Raw genomic sequence first — 18,300 nt, forward strand, 5'->3', positions numbered from 1 at the left:
GCGACTGCTTCGGCGCGCATCGAACTGGAGGCCGATGAAACGTGCTCGCAGCGCGTCTGATGCGCCGCCCAAGACCTAATGGCTGCTGTCAATGCACGCCAGCATCGAGCAGACCCGCCTGCGACAACGCCTGCCGCAAAGGCTCCAGCTGGACTGCATAGCGGCGCCATTCCTCCACGTTGCGGCTGTGCACGCCCTCGCGCACCTGCACGCTGCTCAGCGTGGCCGACGCTGCGGCATTGCGCGTGATGTCGATTTGCCCCGGCTCGATGTCCAGCCCGCAATATGCCATCAACTGCTGCAGCACCGTGGATGGATCGCGCACCATCTGCGCGTAGTCCACATCGATCACCCGGCCCGGCAATGCAGCGCGCCATTGCGCCATCAAGCCGTGATACGCCTGATAATGACGCGCCAGTGTGTGCAGGTCGTAACTGTAGGCATACGAATCGCCGAACAGCGCGCGGTAATTGGAAAAACATACCGCCATCGGCTCGCGCACCAGGTGCACGATCAGTGCACCCGGCAGTGCGCGCGCAATCGCGCCGATCGCCACCGCATTGGCCGGCAATTTATCGATATACCAGCGCGCCGATCCGGCACGCCACTGCGTTTGTTGCAGATACCGCGCGCCAATCTGCGCATAATCCAGCGTGGGCAGCGCCTGCAACAGCGGCGCGTCCAGCAGACTGCGCCCGGCCTGATCGGCGCCCCAACGCAACTGATGACCGAAGTCGTTCAATTCGCCGGCCGAAACGACCTGCGAATGATTGCCCAGCATGCGCTCCAGCACCGTGGTGCCCGAGCGCGGCAGGCCGAGCACGAAGATCGGCTGCGGACCTTGTAAGGCACCGGTGCCTTGCGCTGCGAACACGCCCCGCGCAGCCAGGTCACCCAGTTGCGCGTACAGCGCTGCCTCGGCATCGGCATCGTGGCGCAGACGTGCATGCATCACTGCATTGCCGTGCTGCAGCGCGTCCCAGGCGGCAGCGGTGTCGCCCAGGTCCTCCAGCTCCTTGTACAACGCGAAGGCCAGCCCGGCACGATCTTCACTGTCGGGTTTGGCGAGCTGCAATTGCTGACGTAATTGCGCGACATGGTTGCTGCCGGTGGTCTGACGGCGCAGCCGCGCACGCGCGAGCGCTGCACGACCGTAGCCGGACGACAGCGCCAGGGTCTGCTCCAAGGCCTGCGCCGCCTCATCCAGGCGCCCATTGAACTGCAGTTGCACCGCAAGAAAAAAACGGAAGTCCGGACCATCGAATCCGCACGCCTGTGCGCGCTGCATCATCGCCAGTGCCTCGACGTGTTCGCCCAAGGACTGGTGCACGTGTGCAAGCAAAGCCAAGGTCGCGCCGTCGCGGCACTGCGTCACCGAGGGATGCCGCAGCAGCGCGTGCAGCACGCGATGTTCGCCCACGCGCAACAAGGCCTGCGCCACACGGCAACGCATCGCCACATCGTCGCCCACATCGCGAGCGGCCAGCTGGAGTTGCGTCACGGCCTCGCGCATGCGGCCGTTGGCCAACACGGTGCCGGCCAGCAGCACGCGTGCAGCCACATGCGTCGGTTCCACCTCCAGCAGCGCCTGCAATGCAGACGCTGCCACGCCCAGGTCGCGCCGCGCCAACGCGGCCTGGGCGGCCTGCCAGTGCAGCGCGCCCGCCGACCTGGACATCAGCTGGACAGATGCTCGATGGCGGCGACGCTGCCGAGGCGGTCGCCGAGCTTCTTCAGCAGTGCGAGCCGGTTGGCACGTAGCTGCGGGTCGTCGGCGTTGACCATCACGCCGTCGAAGAACGCATCCACCTGCGGACGCAGGCGTGCCAGGCGTGCGAGCACGGCGACATAGTCGTGACGATGCAAGGCATCGCCGGTGTCGCCGATGGCCGCTTCCACCGCTTCGGCGAGCGCTTGTTCGGCCGGTTCGCGCAGCAGGCTGGTGTCGATGTCGCCGGGGATCTCGCCCTCGACCTTGCGCAGGATATTGCGGATGCGCTTGTTCGCCGCGGCCAACGCGTCGGCTTCGGGCAACGTGGCGAAGATGCCGATGGCATCGATGCGGCGGTCGAAGTCGTAGAGCGATCCGTGGGTCGCGCCCGGGTGCGCTCCTACGCTGGTCGGTGTCGGCACGGCTTCGGACGTGACGGAGAACAATGCGGCGACCGCGTTGAAATGCGTTGCAGGTACGCCCTTGTCGGCGTAATAGCCGCGTAGGCGGTCGAGGATGAAGTCGAAGATTTCTTGGGCAAGCTGCGCGTACTGCGTGGTGTCGATATCGGAAATCGTTTCTTCGCTGGTTAGCTTGGCTTTTCTGACAAGGCGATCCCACGGCAGCAACTTGACCGCAGCCACCAGCGTCGCCTTCAAATCCAGATCAAACCCACTCTCAATCACCGTCCGCGCCAACCCCAACGCATTGCGCCGCAGCGCGAACGGGTCCTTGTTGCCGGTCGGCTTCAACCCGGCCGCAAAGCCACCGGCCAAGGTATCCAGCCGTTCTGCAATCGCCAGCACCTTGCCCAGCGGCGACAGTGCGATGTCGTCGCCGGCAAAACGCGGTTGGTAGGCCTCGTCGATGGCCAGCGAAATCTCGCTCGGTTCGCCGGCGGCCTTGGCGTAATGGCGGCCGGCAATGCCCTGCAGCTCCGGGAATTCGTTGACCATGCGCGATTGCAGGTCGTTCTTGGCCAATTCCGCAGCACGCCGTGCCTGCGCCGGGTCGGCACCGACCTGCGGTGCAATCGCCTCGGCCAGCGCCGCCACGCGCGCGACCTTGTCGGCCACGCTGCCCAGCTTGGCCTGATACGTGACGCTGGACAGGCCTTCGCCCATCGCCTGCAGGCCCTGCTTGAGATCTTCGTCGAAGAAGAACTTGGCGTCGGCAAAGCGCGGACGGATCACGCGTTCGTAGCCCTTGGCCACTTCGGCCACGTCCTTGGAGTGGATGTTGGCGATGCCGATGAACTGCTCGGTCAAGGTGCCGCCGTCGTCCAGCACCGGGAAGAATTTCTGGTTGATCTCCATGGTTTCGATCAGCGCTTCCTGCGGCACCGCCAGGAAATCGCGTTCGAAACTGCACAGCACCGCCGCCGGCCATTCGACCAGGTTGACCACCTGCTCCAGGTTGTCGTCGCTGATGCGTGCGCTGCCGCCGGCCTGCCTGGCGGCCGCCTGCACTTCGTCGACGATGCGGGCACGGCGCGCGTCCGGATCCACCAGCACGTGCGCCGCACGCAGCGCATCGACGTAGTCGCCGGGTGCCGCCAGCGACACTGCGCCCCCATGCATGAAGCGGTGCCCGCGCGTGATGCGGTCGCCGCGTACGCCCAGCAACTCGGCCGGAATCACCTCGCTGCCGAACAACAGCACCAACCATTGCACCGGCCGTGCGAAGGCGTACTCGTGCGCGCCCCAGCGCATCGGCTTGGGGATGGGCATCGCGGCGATGGCCTCGCGCAAGATCTCCGACAACAAGTCGGCCGTGCGCGCGCCCGGCGTCACTGCGCGATGCACGAAACGCTCGCCCTTGGCGTCGCTGGTGCGTTCCAGCGCGGTCCAGTCGATACCGGCCTTGGCGGCGAAACCGGCCAATGCCTTGGTCGGTTGGCCTTCGGCGTCGAGGGCGATGTTGAGATACGGCCCCAGCACTTCCGAGCGCTGCTCCGGCTGCTCGGTGGCCACGCCCGGCAGCAGCACCGCCAGACGGCGCGGGGTGGACAGCGGCTTGGCATCGCCGCGGGTGACGGCAACGCCGCGCTTTTCCAGGCCGCTCAGCACGCCATCGAAAAAGGCCTGCGCCAGACCCGGCAGCGCCTTGACCGGCAGCTCTTCGGTGCCCAGTTCGATCAGCAGGGGAAGTTGTTCGCTCATATGACATGGACCTTTGCGTAGTCCCTTCTCCCTGCGGGAGAAGGTGCCCCGAAGGGGCGGATGAGGGGACGGGCGAAGCTCTGTGGAAGGTTGGGTGCATGAGGGCTGCGCCTCGTCCCCTCACCCCAACCCCTCTCCCGAGGGGAGAGGGGCTCGCTAGTCCCTTCTCCCTGCGGGACATTGTCCCCCTTCATGGGGGAGAAGGTGCCCCGCAGAGGCGGATGAGGGGACGGGCGAAGCCCTGTGGAGGTTGGGTGCATGAGGGCTACGCCCCGACCCTCACCCCACCCCCTCTCCCGGTGGGAGAGGGGCTCTCGGTTATTTCTTCACACCAGGAAATCCCAGCTTCTCGCGTTGGGCGTAGTACGCCTGCGCCACGCCCTGGGCCAGCGCGCGCACGCGCAGGATGTAGCGCTGGCGTTCGGTCACGCTGATCGCGCGGCGTGCATCCAGCAGGTTGAAGGCGTGGCTGGCCTTGGTGACCTGCTCGTACGCCGGCAGCGGCAGGCCGACCTCGACCAGATGCCTGGCTTCGGCTTCGCAGGCGTCGAAGCGATGGAACAGCTCGGCCACATTGGCGTGCTCGAAGTTGTAGGTGCTCTGCTCCACCTCGTTCTGGTGGTACACATCGCCGTACGTCACCGCGGCGCCGTCCGGGCCGTAGGTCCACACCAGCTCGTAGACGTTGTCGCAGCTCTGCAGATACATGCACAGCCGTTCCAGGCCGTAGGTAATCTCGCCCAGCACCGGCTTGCATTCGAGCCCGCCGGCCTGCTGGAAGTAGGTGAATTGGGTCACTTCCATGCCGTTGAGCCAGACTTCCCAGCCCAGGCCCCAGGCGCCGAGCGTGGGCGATTCCCAGTTGTCTTCGACAAAGCGCAGGTCGTGCACCAACGGGTCGATGCCCAGCGCCTGCAACGAGCCCAGGTACAGGTCCTGGATGTTGTCCGGGTTGGGCTTCATCGCCACCTGGTACTGGTAATAACGCTGCAGGCGATTGGGATTTTCGCCATAGCGGCCATCGGTGGGACGGCGCGAAGGCTGCACGTACGCCGCATTCCACGGCTCGGGCCCCAGCGCGCGCAGGAACGTGGCCGGATGGAACGTGCCCGCGCCCACTTCCAGGTCCAGCGGCTGGATCAGCACGCAGCCTTGCTCGGCCCAGTACTGGTTGAGGGTCTGGATCAGGCCCTGGAAAGTGATTGGAACGCGCCGGGAATCGGACATGCAGCAAAGGCCGTACGGAAGGGGTGCGCTAGTATACCGGCCGACCCGCGGCGCTTTGCCGCGCAGCACCGCTGCTGGGGAAAACACGCATGGAACAGCGGCGTACCGCCGACCCGGATAACGCCGTGGCACTGCTGCCGCGCGGCCGGCTGATGTTCGACCCGGTGGCCGCGGCCCTGCTGGCCGACGGCATGGTGGTACCGCACGAACACGAGCGCGTGCAGTTCTCCGCCAGCGGCGCGCGCACCGCCAGCGATGTGCATCCGCTGGTGCTGCTGGCCAATCTGAAATTGCACGCCGCGCAGCCGCCGGCCGGCGAGCTGGGCCTGGAACGGCTCACCGAATGGCTGGCCACCCGCACCGGGCTGCGCTATCTGCGCATCGACCCCACCCGCATCGATGTGGCCGCCGTCACCGGCGTGGTCTCGCACGCCTACGCGCGCCGCCACCGCATCCTGCCGCTGGCGTTGGATGCCGAGCGCGTGCTGATCGCCACCAGCGAGCCGTTGGCGCTGGACTGGCTGGCCGACGTGCAACACCTGAGCCGGCGCCGCATCGAGCTGGCGCTGATCAACCCGCTGGATCTGCATCGCTACACGATGGAGTTCTTCGGCGTGACCCAATCGGTGCGCGGCGCGCGTGGCGATGCGCGCAGCACCGAATCAAACGCGGGCCTGCCCAGCTTCGAACAGCTGGTGGAACTGGGCCGCGCCGGCGACGTCAATGCCGACGACCACCACATCGTGCATATCGTCGACTGGCTGCTGCAGTACGCCTACGAACAGCGGGCAAGCGACATCCATCTGGAACCGCGGCGCGAGGCCGGACGCATGCGTTTCCGCATCGATGGCGTGCTGCACAAGGTGCTGGAAGTGCCGCCCTCGGTGATGACCGCCGTGGTCAGCCGCATCAAGGTGCTCGGGCGCATGGATCTGGCCGAACGCCGTCGCCCGCAGGATGGCCGCATCAAGACCCGCTCGCCGGGTGGGCGCGAGGTGGAAATGCGCCTGTCCACGATGCCCACCGCCTTCGGCGAGAAGTGCGTGATGCGCATCTTCGACCCGGATTCGGCGTTCAAGAGCATCGAGCAGCTCGGCTTCAGTCCGGAAGAGGCCGCCGGCTGGAGCGCGCTGGTCGAGCGCCCGCACGGCATCGTGCTGGTCACCGGCCCCACCGGCTCGGGTAAGACCACCACGCTGTATTCCACGCTCAAGCGCCTGGCCACGCCGGATGTGAACGTGTGCAGCGTGGAAGACCCGATCGAGATGATCGCGCCGGAATTCAACCAGATGCAGGTGCAGCAGAACATCGACCTGGATTTCGCCAGCGGCGTGCGCACGCTGCTGCGCCAGGACCCGGACATCATCATGATCGGCGAAATCCGCGACCTGGAAACCGCGCAGATGGCGGTGCAGGCTTCGCTCACCGGGCATCTGGTGCTGTCCACGCTGCACACCAACGATGCCGCCTCGGCGATCACCCGCCTGCTCGACCTGGGCGTGCCGCATTACCTGGTGGCCTCCACCCTCAACGGCGTGCTGGCGCAGCGGCTGGTGCGCACGCTGTGCGTGCATTGCAAGCGCCCGCACACGCTCAGCGATGCCGACTGGTCGGCCATCCGCGAGCCAGGCGAGGCGCTGCCGGAACCGCTCAACGTGCACGCACCGGTCGGTTGCCTGGAATGCCGCCGCACCGGTTACCTGGGCCGGGTGGGCCTGTACGAACTGCTGCCGGTCAGCCCGCGCCTGCGTACCCTCATCCGCCCCGACACGGAACTTGCCAGCTTCAGCCAGGCTGCCCGCGGCGAAGGCCTGCGCACGTTGCGCCGCACCGGCCTGGAGAAGGTCGCCGCCGGGCTGACCACCATCGAAGAAGTGCTGTCGGTGTTGCCGCCGCGCGAATAGACGCCTCCTTCGTCCTGACGACCACGCCGCTTGCGCGCGCATGATCCGTAGGGACCTTCGACGCGGCGAGGCGTCGAGGGCCGGCGGGATTCGTTGAAAACTGCTGTGCTGGCGGCAGGACCGATCCCTGCCGGGTGCTCGTGTTCGCTCAGGTGCACGGTTGCGTTGCATGCATGCATGCATGCAGCAACGCCTCCGGAGTGCACGCCGGTCTCGCACACGTCGCGGTCCATCGCAATGACGGCGATCGACGCGTTCGCCCGCGCCTGCGAGCCGCACGCGCGTGATTCCCGCCCCAGTGGCACACGGCGCTCGTGCCTTGAGGGCGGAGATAACGTCCGGCGCACAGCTAAACCGGCTTGAGAGCCGCAGATTCGCGAGGTCTTGCGCGTTGATGGATCCTCATGCGCGGCCTCCGAGGCGCTCGATGTGGGCGGGCTTGCTCACCCTGGCCGTCATCTCGTGCATCGCCTGTCTGTGCCCTGCGATTTCCTGCGTCAGTTTTGCCTGCCTGACCGGATCGGGCCGGGGTTTTTGCCGCTCCTTGTCAAGGCGTGTCTGCGCCAACTGCATCCGCTTGTAGGACAGATGCGTTTGCGCCTTGGCGTTGAAGCTCTCGGCCGTGTGGAACTGCACTTCGAACGCGTAGCCCTCGGCATCGGTGAAGCTGGCATTGATGCCCCGGTAGGTGCCATCTCCCGAGGTAAAGTAATTCTGCAGCTTCACGCACGTCATCCCGTGCCGACGCAGTGCGTCCTGGGCCGCCTGCACCTTCGCCACAAAACCCTCGGACGGCAACTCAAGCGCATAGCGCAGCGCATCGCCCACGCGTTGCGTGGCCTGTTCTGTTGTCATGCCGGCGCGCTGATGGCGCCGGATCTTGTCCTTGATCGAGGCGACCGATTTCTGGAACGGGTCGTGTTGCACCTGCTCGATCCGGCCCTGGCTGGCGTTGTAGCGCACGTTGCCCCAGACCCGCGCGCCCAAGCCGTCGGCCAGCGTGTCGAGCACCGGCGTCAGCGACGCCTGCTTGCGTGTGGCGGCATGGAACACGCTGTGTGCCGGCGATGCGCCTGTATTGACGGCGTTCTGTTCGGAGGCAAGCGCCGGCGGCGTGCTTGCCAACGCCGGCACGGTCTCTTCCTGCCAGTCGTCGATCTCCTCGCACCCCGGCGGCGAGGCCACACGCTTGAAGGCCTCCAGCGCAGGCGCCTGTAGCTTGCGCTGCTCGGCCCGCGATGCGCCGCCAAGCGCCAGCGCATGGGCGTGCTTGTACAGATCGTGGAAGCGCTCCTTCAGCGCGAAGGTCTCCGGGGTGTGGAACTGGATCTCCCATAGCGCACCCTCAGGGCTGCGCAGCGTGACATTGATGGCCTTGAAGACTGGCGGGTATTCAGTAAATTGATTGGTCAGCTTGACCCGTGCATGGCCCTGATCGTCCAGTGCGGCCAGCACGGCGCGCAGGCCGGCGGTAAAGCCCTGCGGTTCCAGCACCACGCTGTAGCGCAGCGCGTCGTTGACGCTGGCTGCCGCCTCGTCCAACGGCTGCTTCTTCAGCGCCATCCGCTGCTTGAGCTTGTCCTGCAACGAGCCGTAGGACTTCAGTTGATGCTGCGTGCCGGCCAGTTGCCCACCATGGCGCGCGGCGATGTTCTGCAGCATGTCGGTGACCTGCGGCTCCATCTGGCGAGCGCGCCTGAGCAAGGCCTGTGCCTTGAGCGCAATGTCCTGCGGCTGCACGTCGCGCAGACGCTCGGCCGGCGGCTGCGACCGGGCGATCCAGCCGGCCTGCTGTAGTGCCTCGAGCGCGTCTTCCATGACGCCGGCGGCCATCGACGGCATGCGCTGCAGCAGCAGCTTGGTCTGTTCGGGATCGAAGCGCCCGTCCTGCATGGCCCGGGCGGTTGCCCTGCTGTAGGGCACGTTGCGGACCCGCTCGGCGAAGCCCCGCTCGGCCCGTTCGCAGGCCTCCACGATCTTGGCGAACAGCGCCGTGCCGGTGTCGGACTTCAGCGCATCGGTGCCGACCTTGATCGCGATGGTGAACAGGTTGCGCATGGTCAGTTCCGGCTCGCCGGGGACGAGCCCGGGTTGCCCGTCCGGGAACTGCGCATGCGACAGCCGGCACACCGGGTAGTTGTCCAGGATGGCGTGGATGCGCGCATCCACGCCAGAAGCGGCGTCGTAGGCCTTGGCCAGGCCGGGAAACGCCTCCGCCAGGGCGTCGGGCAACGCCGGGGCGTCGCTGTCGGCGGCCGGGTCCGTCTCAAGCGCAAGCAGCTGCGCGTGCAGCAACTCGGCAGCTTCACGCGCCTCGGGCAGGTGGGCGCGTTCGATCGCCTCGCGCGCCTGCACGCGCAGCGTGGCCAACACCACCGGATCGCGGACCGGCTCTTCGAGCAGCTCGCGCAAACCGTTGCGCAAGCCGCGCTCGATGCCATCGTAGGTGCCGAACATCATGTCGCGCGCCATCGCTTCGCGCAGTTCGTTCGGCTGCCCCATGAAGCGCGCCGCCAGCGTGGCGGCCGCCGAGGTGATGCGCTGACCGCGCTTGAGGGCCATGATCTCGGCCAGCCGCCCGGGCTGGTAGTGACCGGTCACCGGATCGATGGCCGGCGTGGCCGTCTTCGGCGGCTTGAAGGACTTTTGCCGACCGAGCCTGGCCTTGCGATCCATCACCCGCGAAATCAGCGCAGCCAGCTTGGGATAGCCTGCGTAGATGAAGGCGTCGTCGCCATCGGTGTCCATGTCGCGTTTGCGCAACTCGTCGATCGGCAGTGCGCCCAGGCGCCCAGGCTCCACGATGTCCTTGAGCCGCAGGCTGCCGGTGCTGAGGATATCGCGCGGCAAGGCACCGCGGTCACGGCCGTTTGTCCAGCACGACAGCGTCTTCAGATCTTCCTTGGAGCAGGCCAGGTCGGTGTCGCTGAACGCGGCCGGCCACTGCTGCTCCGGCACCACCACCAGCATGCCCTTGCTGTGCAGCATCTGCGGATCGACGCCGGAACGATCATCGAAACCGGTGTAGCTGTACTGGATGCCGAAGCACTGGGAGAGGAACGCGGCGGTGGCATCGCCCTGGGCCACGGTGGCGATGCGCTGCTCCGGCACCGGCAGCAGATTCTCCTTGTCGTAGGGAGGCTTGCCGAGCAGCAAAGGGCCGCCCGCGACGTCGAAGGCCTGGCTGCGCTGCTGCGGCAGATGCACCTTGTCGTCGGCCGACGGCACCGCCCGCACCCGCTGACCCTGGTAGCCACCGCCGATGAGCGGCCTGTACACCCACAGCGGATCATCGCCTGTCGGCTCCAGTGTCTGCAGCCGGTCCTGCAGCGCCGCGTGCGCCTCTTCCAGCGCCGCCGCATCGCGCGGGTAATGCTGCAGCGCCTGCGCCGGCATCAGCGAAGGACCCTTGTCCTTGGCCACCAGCTCGCGCTGCTCCTCGGTGGCCTGGTTCGCCTGCACCGCGTGCCAGGCCTCGTAATGCTTGCGGAAGGCCGGAATGGCCAAGGCCACCTCCAGTTTCAGGAAGCCGCAGCCATCGTTGGGGCACAACGCCAGGGCCGTGCCATCCACGGCCAACGGCTTGAACGGATGCGCAGGGCCCTCGACGTCATCGAACACGCCCAGGCGCAGCGTGCCTTCCACGACATGGTCGCTGGGCACCATCTCCAGCAGCGAGCGCTGCATGCGCGACCAGTCCTCGCGTTGCGGAGCGAGCTTGGCCGCCAGGTGCATCAGGCTGCTGCCCGGGGCAGTGTCGGCATAGCGGAACGCCGGCAACAGCGACGCCGACTCCTTCCTGTGAGACATCACCAGACTGCTGCTACCGGATTTGCTGCGCGCGGCGCGACTGCCGCCGAACATGTCGAAGCGCCAGGGCTCGCCGTTGTAGTTGAACGTCCGCGCCAGCATGAAGGTCGATAGCTCACCAGGCAATTGCACCTCCACCAGTGGCAGCCCGGTCAGGCGCGCAAACAGCGAATACGGCTTGTCCGATTCGGCACGGTTGGTCGACAGCTCCTTGCCCACCAGATCGACCACCACATGGGTCGTGCTGCCGTGGCCGGGCGCCGGCGCCACCGGCCGGCCGGGAACCGAGGCCATGCTCAAGCGCCCACTGTCCAGGTCGAAGCGGGTCGGTGGATGGGCCTGGGTAATGGCCGGCGCGTCCTTGGCCATGCGCAGGTCCAGGGCGTCGAACATCCGGTCGCCGGCCTCGATCTGCGCGATCAGGTTCCAGCTCATCTCGCCCAGGTCCGCCTCGATCGCCTCGCGCGTGCGCGCCAGCGTCAGGTCCACCCACTTCACCAGTTCGTCGCGGCGCTGGCGCAGTTGCTTGCGCGGGCCGTCCAGATGGCGCGCTTTCCACTGCCGGCTCACCACCGCGTAGGCCTTGAGCACCTGGTAGAAGGTCAGCGCCGGGCAGCGCGTGGCATGCTGTTCGATGTCGGCCGACGCGCGCGCGCCGTCGCCGCGCAGGTACAGCTCGATCTTGCGCGCGACGATGGGCTGCAACGTATCGAACACGTGCAATGCCTGGCCCCGATGGCGAGGGGCCAACTCCGGACTGCGGATCAGCGGCAACAGTCCCATGCAGAGGCTGCCGATCCCCTCAAGGCTGGTCTGGCGTAATCCGTCGTCCCCGATCAGGATCGACACCCGCTCCAGCGCCGGTTGTCCCAGCGGACGCATCTGGCGCTGCAGCCGCGCCGATGCAAGGGCCTTGAAGAGCACACCGATGTCGGCGGCCGACGCGGACGCAAACCGCTCGCGATGCACATCCAGGTGCCCGGCCATCGCCTGCAGCTTGGCGACACCCAGGGTCTGGAACTGCTCATCGTCCTCATCGTCCAGGGGCAGCAGGCGGGACATCGCGTTGGCCACCACCGCGATCCCCCGCATCTGGAACTGCCGCCAGGGCAGCTCGGCCGAGCCTGCACGCTCGGCGACCAGCACGAATGCCGACTGGCACACCGGCCTGGCGAGACATTTGCTCAGTGCGTTGAGCGCGACGGCCACGCCTTGCGGGTCCAGGGCCTTGCGCAAATCGGGATCGTCGGCCAGCGTCGCCGCCAGGACGTCGATGGCGGTCTCGCAGGCGGGCGTGCCGGGCCATTTGCTCAGGGCATTGAGCGCTTGGCTCACGTTGATAGGGTCGAAGGCGCGACGCAAGCCGGCATCGTTGGTCAGCCGCTCGGCCAGTGCGCTAGCGGCGGCAGCGCAGACCGGCGCGTCGGGCCATTTGCTCAGGGCGTTGAGTGCGTTGCCAAGGCCCTGCGGATCCAGATCCCTGCGCAACCCGGGATCGTTGGCCAGCCGCGCGGCTAGCGCGTCGACGGCGGCCGCACAGACCGGCATCTCGGGCCATTTGCTCAGGGCGTTGAGCGTATTGGCCACCCCGAACGGGTCGAGCGCATTGCGCAGCTCGGGATCGTCGACCAATCGCTGGGCCAGCGCGTTGACCGCCTTGCCACAGACCGGCACGTCCGGCCATTTGCTCAGGGCATTGAGCACTTGGGCCAGACTGGAAGCGTCCAGCGCCTTGCGCAGGTCGGGATCGTCGGTCAGCCGCTCTGCCAGCGCGCTGGCAGCGGCTGCGCAGACCGGCATGCCCGGCCATTTGCACAGCGCGTTGAGCGCAGTGGCCATGCGATGCGGACTCAGGGCCTTGCGCAACTCCGGATTGTCGACCAGCCGCTCGGCCAGCGCACTGGCGGCGGCCGCACAGGCCGCGTTGTCGGGCCACTTGCTCAGGGCGTTGAGCACGGTGACCACGCCATGCGCGGTCAGAGCGTGGCGTAACGCGGGTTCGTCGGCCAAGCGCTCAGCCAGCGCGCCGCCGCCGGCCGCACAGGCCGCGTTGTCGGGCCATCTGCTCAGGGCGTTGAGCACGGTGGCCACTTGCTGCACGTCGAAGGCCTCGCGCAACCTGGGATCGTGGGCCACCCGTGCGGCCAGCGCGCTGGCGGCGCCCGCACAGGCCGGCGTGTCGGGCCATTTGCTCAGGGCGTTAAGCGCGTTGGTCATTTCTCGCGGCTTGAGCACGTCGCGCACGTCGGGCTCGCGTCTCAGTCGCTCGGCCAAGGTGTTGGCGGCCGCCGCACAGGCCTGGTTGTCGGGCCATTTGCACAGGGCGTTGAGCACGGTGGCCACTTGCTGCGCGTCGAAGGCCTTGCGCAACCTGGGTTCGGCGCCCACCCGTGCGGCCAATGCGCTGGCAGCGGCCGCACAGACCGGCGTGCCGGGCCATTTGCTCAGGGCATTGAGCGCATTGGCCACGTCCAATGGATTGAGATCCTTGCGTAACCCGGGATCGGCGGCCAGCCGCTCGGCCAGCACACCGGCGGCAGCGGCACAGACCGGGGTGTCAGGCCATTTGCTCAAGGCATTCAACGCGTTGGCCACGTCCAGTGCATTGAAGGCCTTGCGTAACTGGCGATCGCCGACCAGGCGCCCTGCCAACATGCGGGCAGCTTCCGCACAGACCTCGGTGCCCGGCCATTTAATCAAGGCGTTCAAGACGTTGGTCACGTCGACCGGGCCAAGTGCGTTGCGCAGGTCGGGCTCTTCGACCAGACGCTCGGCCAGCGCGTTGACGGCCTCAGCACAAACCGTAATGTCCGGCCACTTGCTCAATGCGTTGAGCACGATGACCACACCTTGCCGGTCCAGGTCCGTGCGCAGCCGACGCTCGTCGGCCAGCCGCCCGGCCAGCGCGCTGGCGGCAACCGCACAGACCTGCTTGTCAGGCCATTTACTCAAGGCCTTGAGCGTGGTGACAGCTTGGTATGCGTCCAGCGCCTTGCGCAACTGGCGATCGTCGACCAACCGCTCGACCAGCGCGCAGGCTGCCTCCGCGCAGACCGGCGTGGCGGGCCATTTGCTCAGGGAATGGAGCGCGGTGACCACTTCTTGCAGCTTGAGGGCATGACGCAATTCGCTCTCGTCGGCCAGCCGCCCGGCCAGCGCTTTGGCGGCGGCCGCACAGACCGGCGTGTCGGGCCATTTGCTCAGCGTGTCCAGCGCCTGGGTCACGTTGATCGGGTCCAGCGCCCTGCACAGCTCGGGATCGTGGGCCAGCCGCCCGGCCAGCGCACTGACGGCCTGCCCGCAGATCGGTGTCTCCGGCCATTTGCTCAGCGCGTTGAGCGCGTTGGCCACGCCTTGCGGATCCAGATCCTTGCGCAACTCCGGATCGTCGACCAGGCGTTCGGCCAGTGCACTGGCGGCCGCTGCACAGATGGGAGTGTCGGGCCACTTGCTCAGCGCGTTGAGCACGTTGGACACGCCTTGCCGGTCCAGGTCCTCGCGCAGCCGGGGATCGTCGGCGAGCTGCCCTGCCAGCGCACCGACGGCGGCCGCACAGACCGCGTTGTCGGGCCATTTACTCAGGGCGTTGAGCGCGTTGGACAGGCCTCGCGCGTTCAGAGCCTTGCGCAACTCGGGGTCGTCGGCCAGCCGCTCGGCCAGTGCGATGGCGGCGGCCGCACACACCGGACACACCGGTATATCGGCCCATTTGCTCAGCGCGTTGAGCGCTTGCGTCACGTTGATGGGGTCCAGGGCCTTGCACAACCGGGGATCGTCCACCAGCCGTTCGGCCAGCGCACTGGCGGCCGCCGCACAGATCGGGGTATCGGCCCATTTGCTCAGGGCGTTGAGTGCGTTTCCCAGTTCCTGCGGCTTCAGCTCCTTGCGCAATCTGGACTCGTCGGCCAACCGCTCGGCGAGCGCGCTGACGGCATTCCCGCAGTCCGGCGCGTCGGGCCATTTGCACAGGGCGTTGAGCGCGGTCGCCACGCTCTGGGCATCCATGGCGCAACGCAGGTGGTAGTCGCTGGCGACAAGCGCGGCAAACCGGTGCGCCATCGCCTGGCAGTCCGGGTTTTCGGACCACTTGCTGAAGGCATTGAGTGCCAGGCTGATGTGCTGCGCACTCAGAGCCTGTCGGGCGTGATCGTCACGCCACAGATGACGTGCCACACGCGCCACCGCGCGTTCACACCGGCCGCTGTCGAGATTCTTCGAGAAGGCGTTCAGAAGCAGAACTGAGGGGTAGCCTCCCAGCCCCACCAGATCGTCGGCCTGGGTGAGCTCTCCGGCGATCCACGCGATTGCCTCCATGCATGCAGGCAGGTTCGGGTGCTTGCTCAGCTTGTTGCCCATATGCGCCAGCTGCGCCAGCGATGCGCCTTCGAACCATCCGGTCCCGGACAGGTACTGCGCCGCAAGCTCGATGCAACGATCAAGATCGCGGGGCGTTGCCCCCCTGGTGCGCTGTGCATTGGCAACCAGCTTGAGGTACTTGTCGAGCCGACTCGCGTTGACTTGCGCATGCAAACTCTCTTCCAGGAAGGGCAACGCCATCCCGTCACGCATGCGAGGCGCCAGCTCGTTGTCATATGCCATCGACACGCACAGACCCGCATTGTGGTTGCGAGCGATTCCGTGGGGCTCGCTCAACTGTCGCTGCTGTTGCAGTCGCTGTGCCTGTAGCCGTTTGCTTGCGGCCCAGTCCAGCTGATGTTCGGCCCTGCGCAGATCCTCGGTCAGCCCCATGCCATGGAATGGCCGCTTTGACTGCCGAGAGGGCGCCTGCTCTTCACGCGGTCGCTTTCTGGCGGACCATTCGGAGGGTTGTTCGCGCGGTCGAAGAGATGCTTTTACCTCCCCACCATGCTGCGACGATCGTTGTGGTCGATGCTGCGCTGACGACGCGCCGACGTCAGCGGTCACCCTGTCCGGATACCGCTCGGTTTTGATGCGCGCGTTTTTGATGGCAGCCGGCTGCCACTGCCGAACGCGCCTGTCCCATGCGCCTTCGCTGGCATCGATTTCCTCTTTCTTTAAGGCGTTTGCCGTAAAGGGCTGCCTGTCGCGCGTCGAGGCCCCTGGGTCATCCGATTCTATCCTCTGCCGTTTTCTAGGCGGCCGTCCAAGCGGTTGATGCGTGCCGCTGCTGCTGGCTGCTGCCTGATCCTCCGTTAGCCTGGGCTTTTCCTCATGAGCGTAAGACAGGTTTGTGCGTGTCGCGTTTGAATTGGTGGCATGGGTTTTCATGCCCGGAAATTTAGTCAATCTGCCCGCGAGCGACTTCTTCAATACGAAGCGCCGACGACGTGTGCGACGCCCGCTGCGCATTGGGCCAATGGCCCTACTACATTGCATGGATTGAACGCGTGGGATGCAGCACGCCGGCACGGCGACGTGCTCCGCTGCCGTCAAGCGCAGTGTTCTGAAGGGTATGCACGATTCGATGCTTTTCCACACCAACCCCGCCGAACCTTGCCTCGACCTGACCACCGCGACGGCGCAAAGGCACTGTCATTGCAGCCCTGCGTTTGTCTGCCGATATCCAGGACATGCACCAGTCGGCAACCACCGCTACCATCATCCGCATCTCGCTGCGAGGGCATCAGGACATGTCATTCGGCAATGACCCGCAGCGCGCGTCTTGGAGTGCCGCTTGAAAAAAAACGCGTCGCTGCCGCCTACAATCGGGGGCATCTGTTGTGTCCGGATCTTTGCGCATGTCCGTTTTGCCGTTCCTGATCATCGAAACCGGGCAGCCCGTGCCGGAGATGAAGCGATACGGCCGTTTTCCGCACTGGATCCGCGTGGCGGCCGGGCTGGCCGAGCAGGAAACGGTGGCCATCGACGTTGCCAATGGGGACGCGCTGCCCGACCCGGCCGACTTTGCCGGCATCATCGTCAGCGGTTCGGCCGCCTTCGTGACCGACCGCGCCGACTGGAGCGAACGCAGTGCCGAGTGGCTGCGCCATGCCGCCCATCAGGGCATGCCGCTACTGGGCATCTGCTACGGGCACCAGTTGCTGGCGCACGCGCTGGGCGGCGAGGTCGACTACAACCCGGCCGGGCGCGAATCCGGCACCATCGCGCTGGAGCTGCACCCGCCGGCCGAGCAGGATCCTTTATTCGCAGGGCTTCCGCCGCAGTTCCCGGCCCATGCCACCCATCTGCAGACGGTCGTGCGTGCCCCGGACGGCGCCATCGTGCTGGCGCACTCCCGGCAGGACCGCTGCCATGCCTTCCGCTGGGGCCGGGCCACCTGGGGCGTCCAGTTCCACCCCGAATTCGCCACCCACCACATGCGCGGCTATGTGCAGGCGCGTGCCGACTGCATTGCCCGCCACGGACATTGCGCCCGCACGGTCGCCCGCGAGGTCACCGCCGCCCCCATCGCCCGCAAGTTGTTGCGCCGCTTCGTGCATCACGCACGCCGGTTGCAAACCGTGAGCGCTCGTCCCGCCGCGCACACGTAAAAGCAGCGATAATCGCGTGACGCCGGATGGTCCGGCGCGCGTATCGATCCGGAATGGGAATGAGCGAAATTCGTAAGGTGCCGGCATCTGCCGGCGCAGAGTGGCTGTTGACCGGTTTCTCGCTGTTGAAGCGGGCGCCGCTGGCGCTTGGCTCGATGGGGGTGATCTGGAGCGTGGCCGCCTCGCTGGTGGTGTCGCTGTCGGTCCTGGTGCCGCTGTTGGGCCCGGCTCTGCAGTTCCTGCTGGTGCTGGCCGGCCCGTTGTTCATGGGCGGCCTGCTGTGGGCCATCCGCGAAGTGGACGAAGGCCGCATCGCCAAACCGTCGCATCTGCTGCATGGCCTGCAGGACGGCCGCGCGCCGCACCTGCTGGTGTCGCTGCTGCCGCAGCTGATCGCCGGCCTGCTGCTGGGCGTGCTGCTGCTGGCGATGATCGGCGCCAGCGGGCTGCAGCAGTTGTCCGAGGTAATGGTGAAGATCAACCAGATCAGCCAGTCCGGCGCGCAGCCGGACCCGGTGCAGATCGAGCAACTGGCCGCCAGCCTGCCGGCCGGGCGCATTCTGCTGTGGCTGCTGCTGACCATCGCCACCTTCGCGGCGATGACGCTGGCGCTGTTCGTGATGCCGCCGCAGGTCATGTTCGACCGCAGCACCGGCGGCCACGCGCTGCGCGAGAGCCTGCGCGCCAGCCTGCACAACCTGCCGGCGATGCTGGTGTTCTTCGTCCTGGCCTTCATCGCCATTTTCGCGATCTATTTCGCGGTCATGATCGTGGCGCTGATCGTCGGCCTGATTGCCGGCCAGACCGTGGCGATGTGGCTGGCCCAACTGCTGTTGATGGCGGTGCTGATGCCGGTGTTCGCCGGTTCGGTCTACGCCGCGTGGAAGCAGATGTTCACCCACGCCGGCGCCGCCGCCCAACCAGCCCGGCCATCGCGGCCGGATGTATTTGTTGCTTGAATTCGCTTAGCCGTAGGAGCGCACCCGGGCGCGACCAAGGCTTCTCGACGTAGG

Annotated in this window: 7 protein-coding genes; 3 read left to right on the forward strand and 4 right to left on the reverse strand. The window is 66.8% G+C overall.

Translation table 11 applies throughout. The features are described 5' to 3' along the window. Nucleotides 1–88: 88 nt before the first annotated feature. The 3 genes from AC1POX_RS20735 to glyQ all read right to left on the reverse strand — a co-directional run bounded on the left by AC1POX_RS20735 (nt 89) and on the right by glyQ (nt 5,100). On the reverse strand, nt 89–1,678 hold the full coding sequence (locus tag AC1POX_RS20735; RefSeq protein ID WP_372356554.1) for a tetratricopeptide repeat-containing sulfotransferase family protein: 1,590 nt from the start codon (nt 1,676–1,678) through the stop codon (nt 89–91). Next, the gene (glyS, locus tag AC1POX_RS20740) at nt 1,678–3,873 is read right to left on the reverse strand and encodes a glycine--tRNA ligase subunit beta (protein WP_372356555.1); all 2,196 of its coding nucleotides are present in this window, start codon (nt 3,871–3,873) and stop codon (nt 1,678–1,680) included. The genes AC1POX_RS20735 and glyS overlap by 1 nt, the downstream gene beginning before the upstream one ends. 318 nt (nt 3,874–4,191) lie before the next feature. After that, the gene (glyQ, locus tag AC1POX_RS20745) at nt 4,192–5,100 is read right to left on the reverse strand and encodes a glycine--tRNA ligase subunit alpha (protein WP_008577775.1); all 909 of its coding nucleotides are present in this window, start codon (nt 5,098–5,100) and stop codon (nt 4,192–4,194) included. Nucleotides 5,101–5,189: 89 nt separating this feature from the next. On the opposite strand from glyQ, the gene AC1POX_RS20750 reads away from it, so the two are divergent. Further along, on the forward strand, nt 5,190–7,004 hold the full coding sequence (locus AC1POX_RS20750; RefSeq protein WP_372356556.1) for a GspE/PulE family protein: 1,815 nt from the start codon (nt 5,190–5,192) through the stop codon (nt 7,002–7,004). 402 nt (nt 7,005–7,406) lie between these two features. Here AC1POX_RS20750 and xopAD read toward each other — a convergent pair whose 3' ends face one another. Beyond that, nucleotides 7,407–16,064 carry a XopAD/skwp family type III secretion system effector gene (xopAD, locus tag AC1POX_RS20755; protein ID WP_372356557.1) on the reverse strand — a complete coding sequence of 2,886 codons (8,658 nt, stop codon included), beginning with the start codon at nt 16,062–16,064 and terminating at the stop codon, nt 7,407–7,409. A 470-nt stretch (nt 16,065–16,534) separates the two neighbouring features. On the opposite strand from xopAD, the gene AC1POX_RS20760 reads away from it, so the two are divergent. Then, nucleotides 16,535–17,287, forward strand: coding sequence for a glutamine amidotransferase (locus AC1POX_RS20760; RefSeq protein ID WP_029820757.1), 753 nt, complete (start codon nt 16,535–16,537; stop codon nt 17,285–17,287). Between the two features lie 59 nt (nt 17,288–17,346). Next, nucleotides 17,347–18,246, forward strand: coding sequence for a BPSS1780 family membrane protein (locus AC1POX_RS20765; RefSeq protein WP_029820758.1), 900 nt, complete (start codon nt 17,347–17,349; stop codon nt 18,244–18,246). The last annotated feature ends 54 nt before the right edge of the window (nt 18,247–18,300 follow it).

It is taken from the genome of Xanthomonas sp. NCPPB 3442, assembly GCF_056725145.1.

Bases quoted from the DNA above. Each gene is read 5' to 3' on its own strand.
- AC1POX_RS20760 (WP_029820757.1), top strand. From the start codon at position 16,535: ATGTCCGTTTTGCCGTTCCTGATCATCGAAACCGGGCAGCCCGTGCCG.
- xopAD (WP_372356557.1), bottom strand. From the start codon at position 16,064: ATGAAAACCCATGCCACCAATTCAAACGCGACACGCACAAACCTGTCT.
- AC1POX_RS20765 (WP_029820758.1), top strand. From the start codon at position 17,347: ATGAGCGAAATTCGTAAGGTGCCGGCATCTGCCGGCGCAGAGTGGCTG.
- AC1POX_RS20735 (WP_372356554.1), bottom strand. From the start codon at position 1,678: ATGTCCAGGTCGGCGGGCGCGCTGCACTGGCAGGCCGCCCAGGCCGCG.
- glyS (WP_372356555.1), bottom strand. From the start codon at position 3,873: ATGAGCGAACAACTTCCCCTGCTGATCGAACTGGGCACCGAAGAGCTG.
- glyQ (WP_008577775.1), bottom strand. From the start codon at position 5,100: ATGTCCGATTCCCGGCGCGTTCCAATCACTTTCCAGGGCCTGATCCAG.
- AC1POX_RS20750 (WP_372356556.1), top strand. From the start codon at position 5,190: ATGGAACAGCGGCGTACCGCCGACCCGGATAACGCCGTGGCACTGCTG.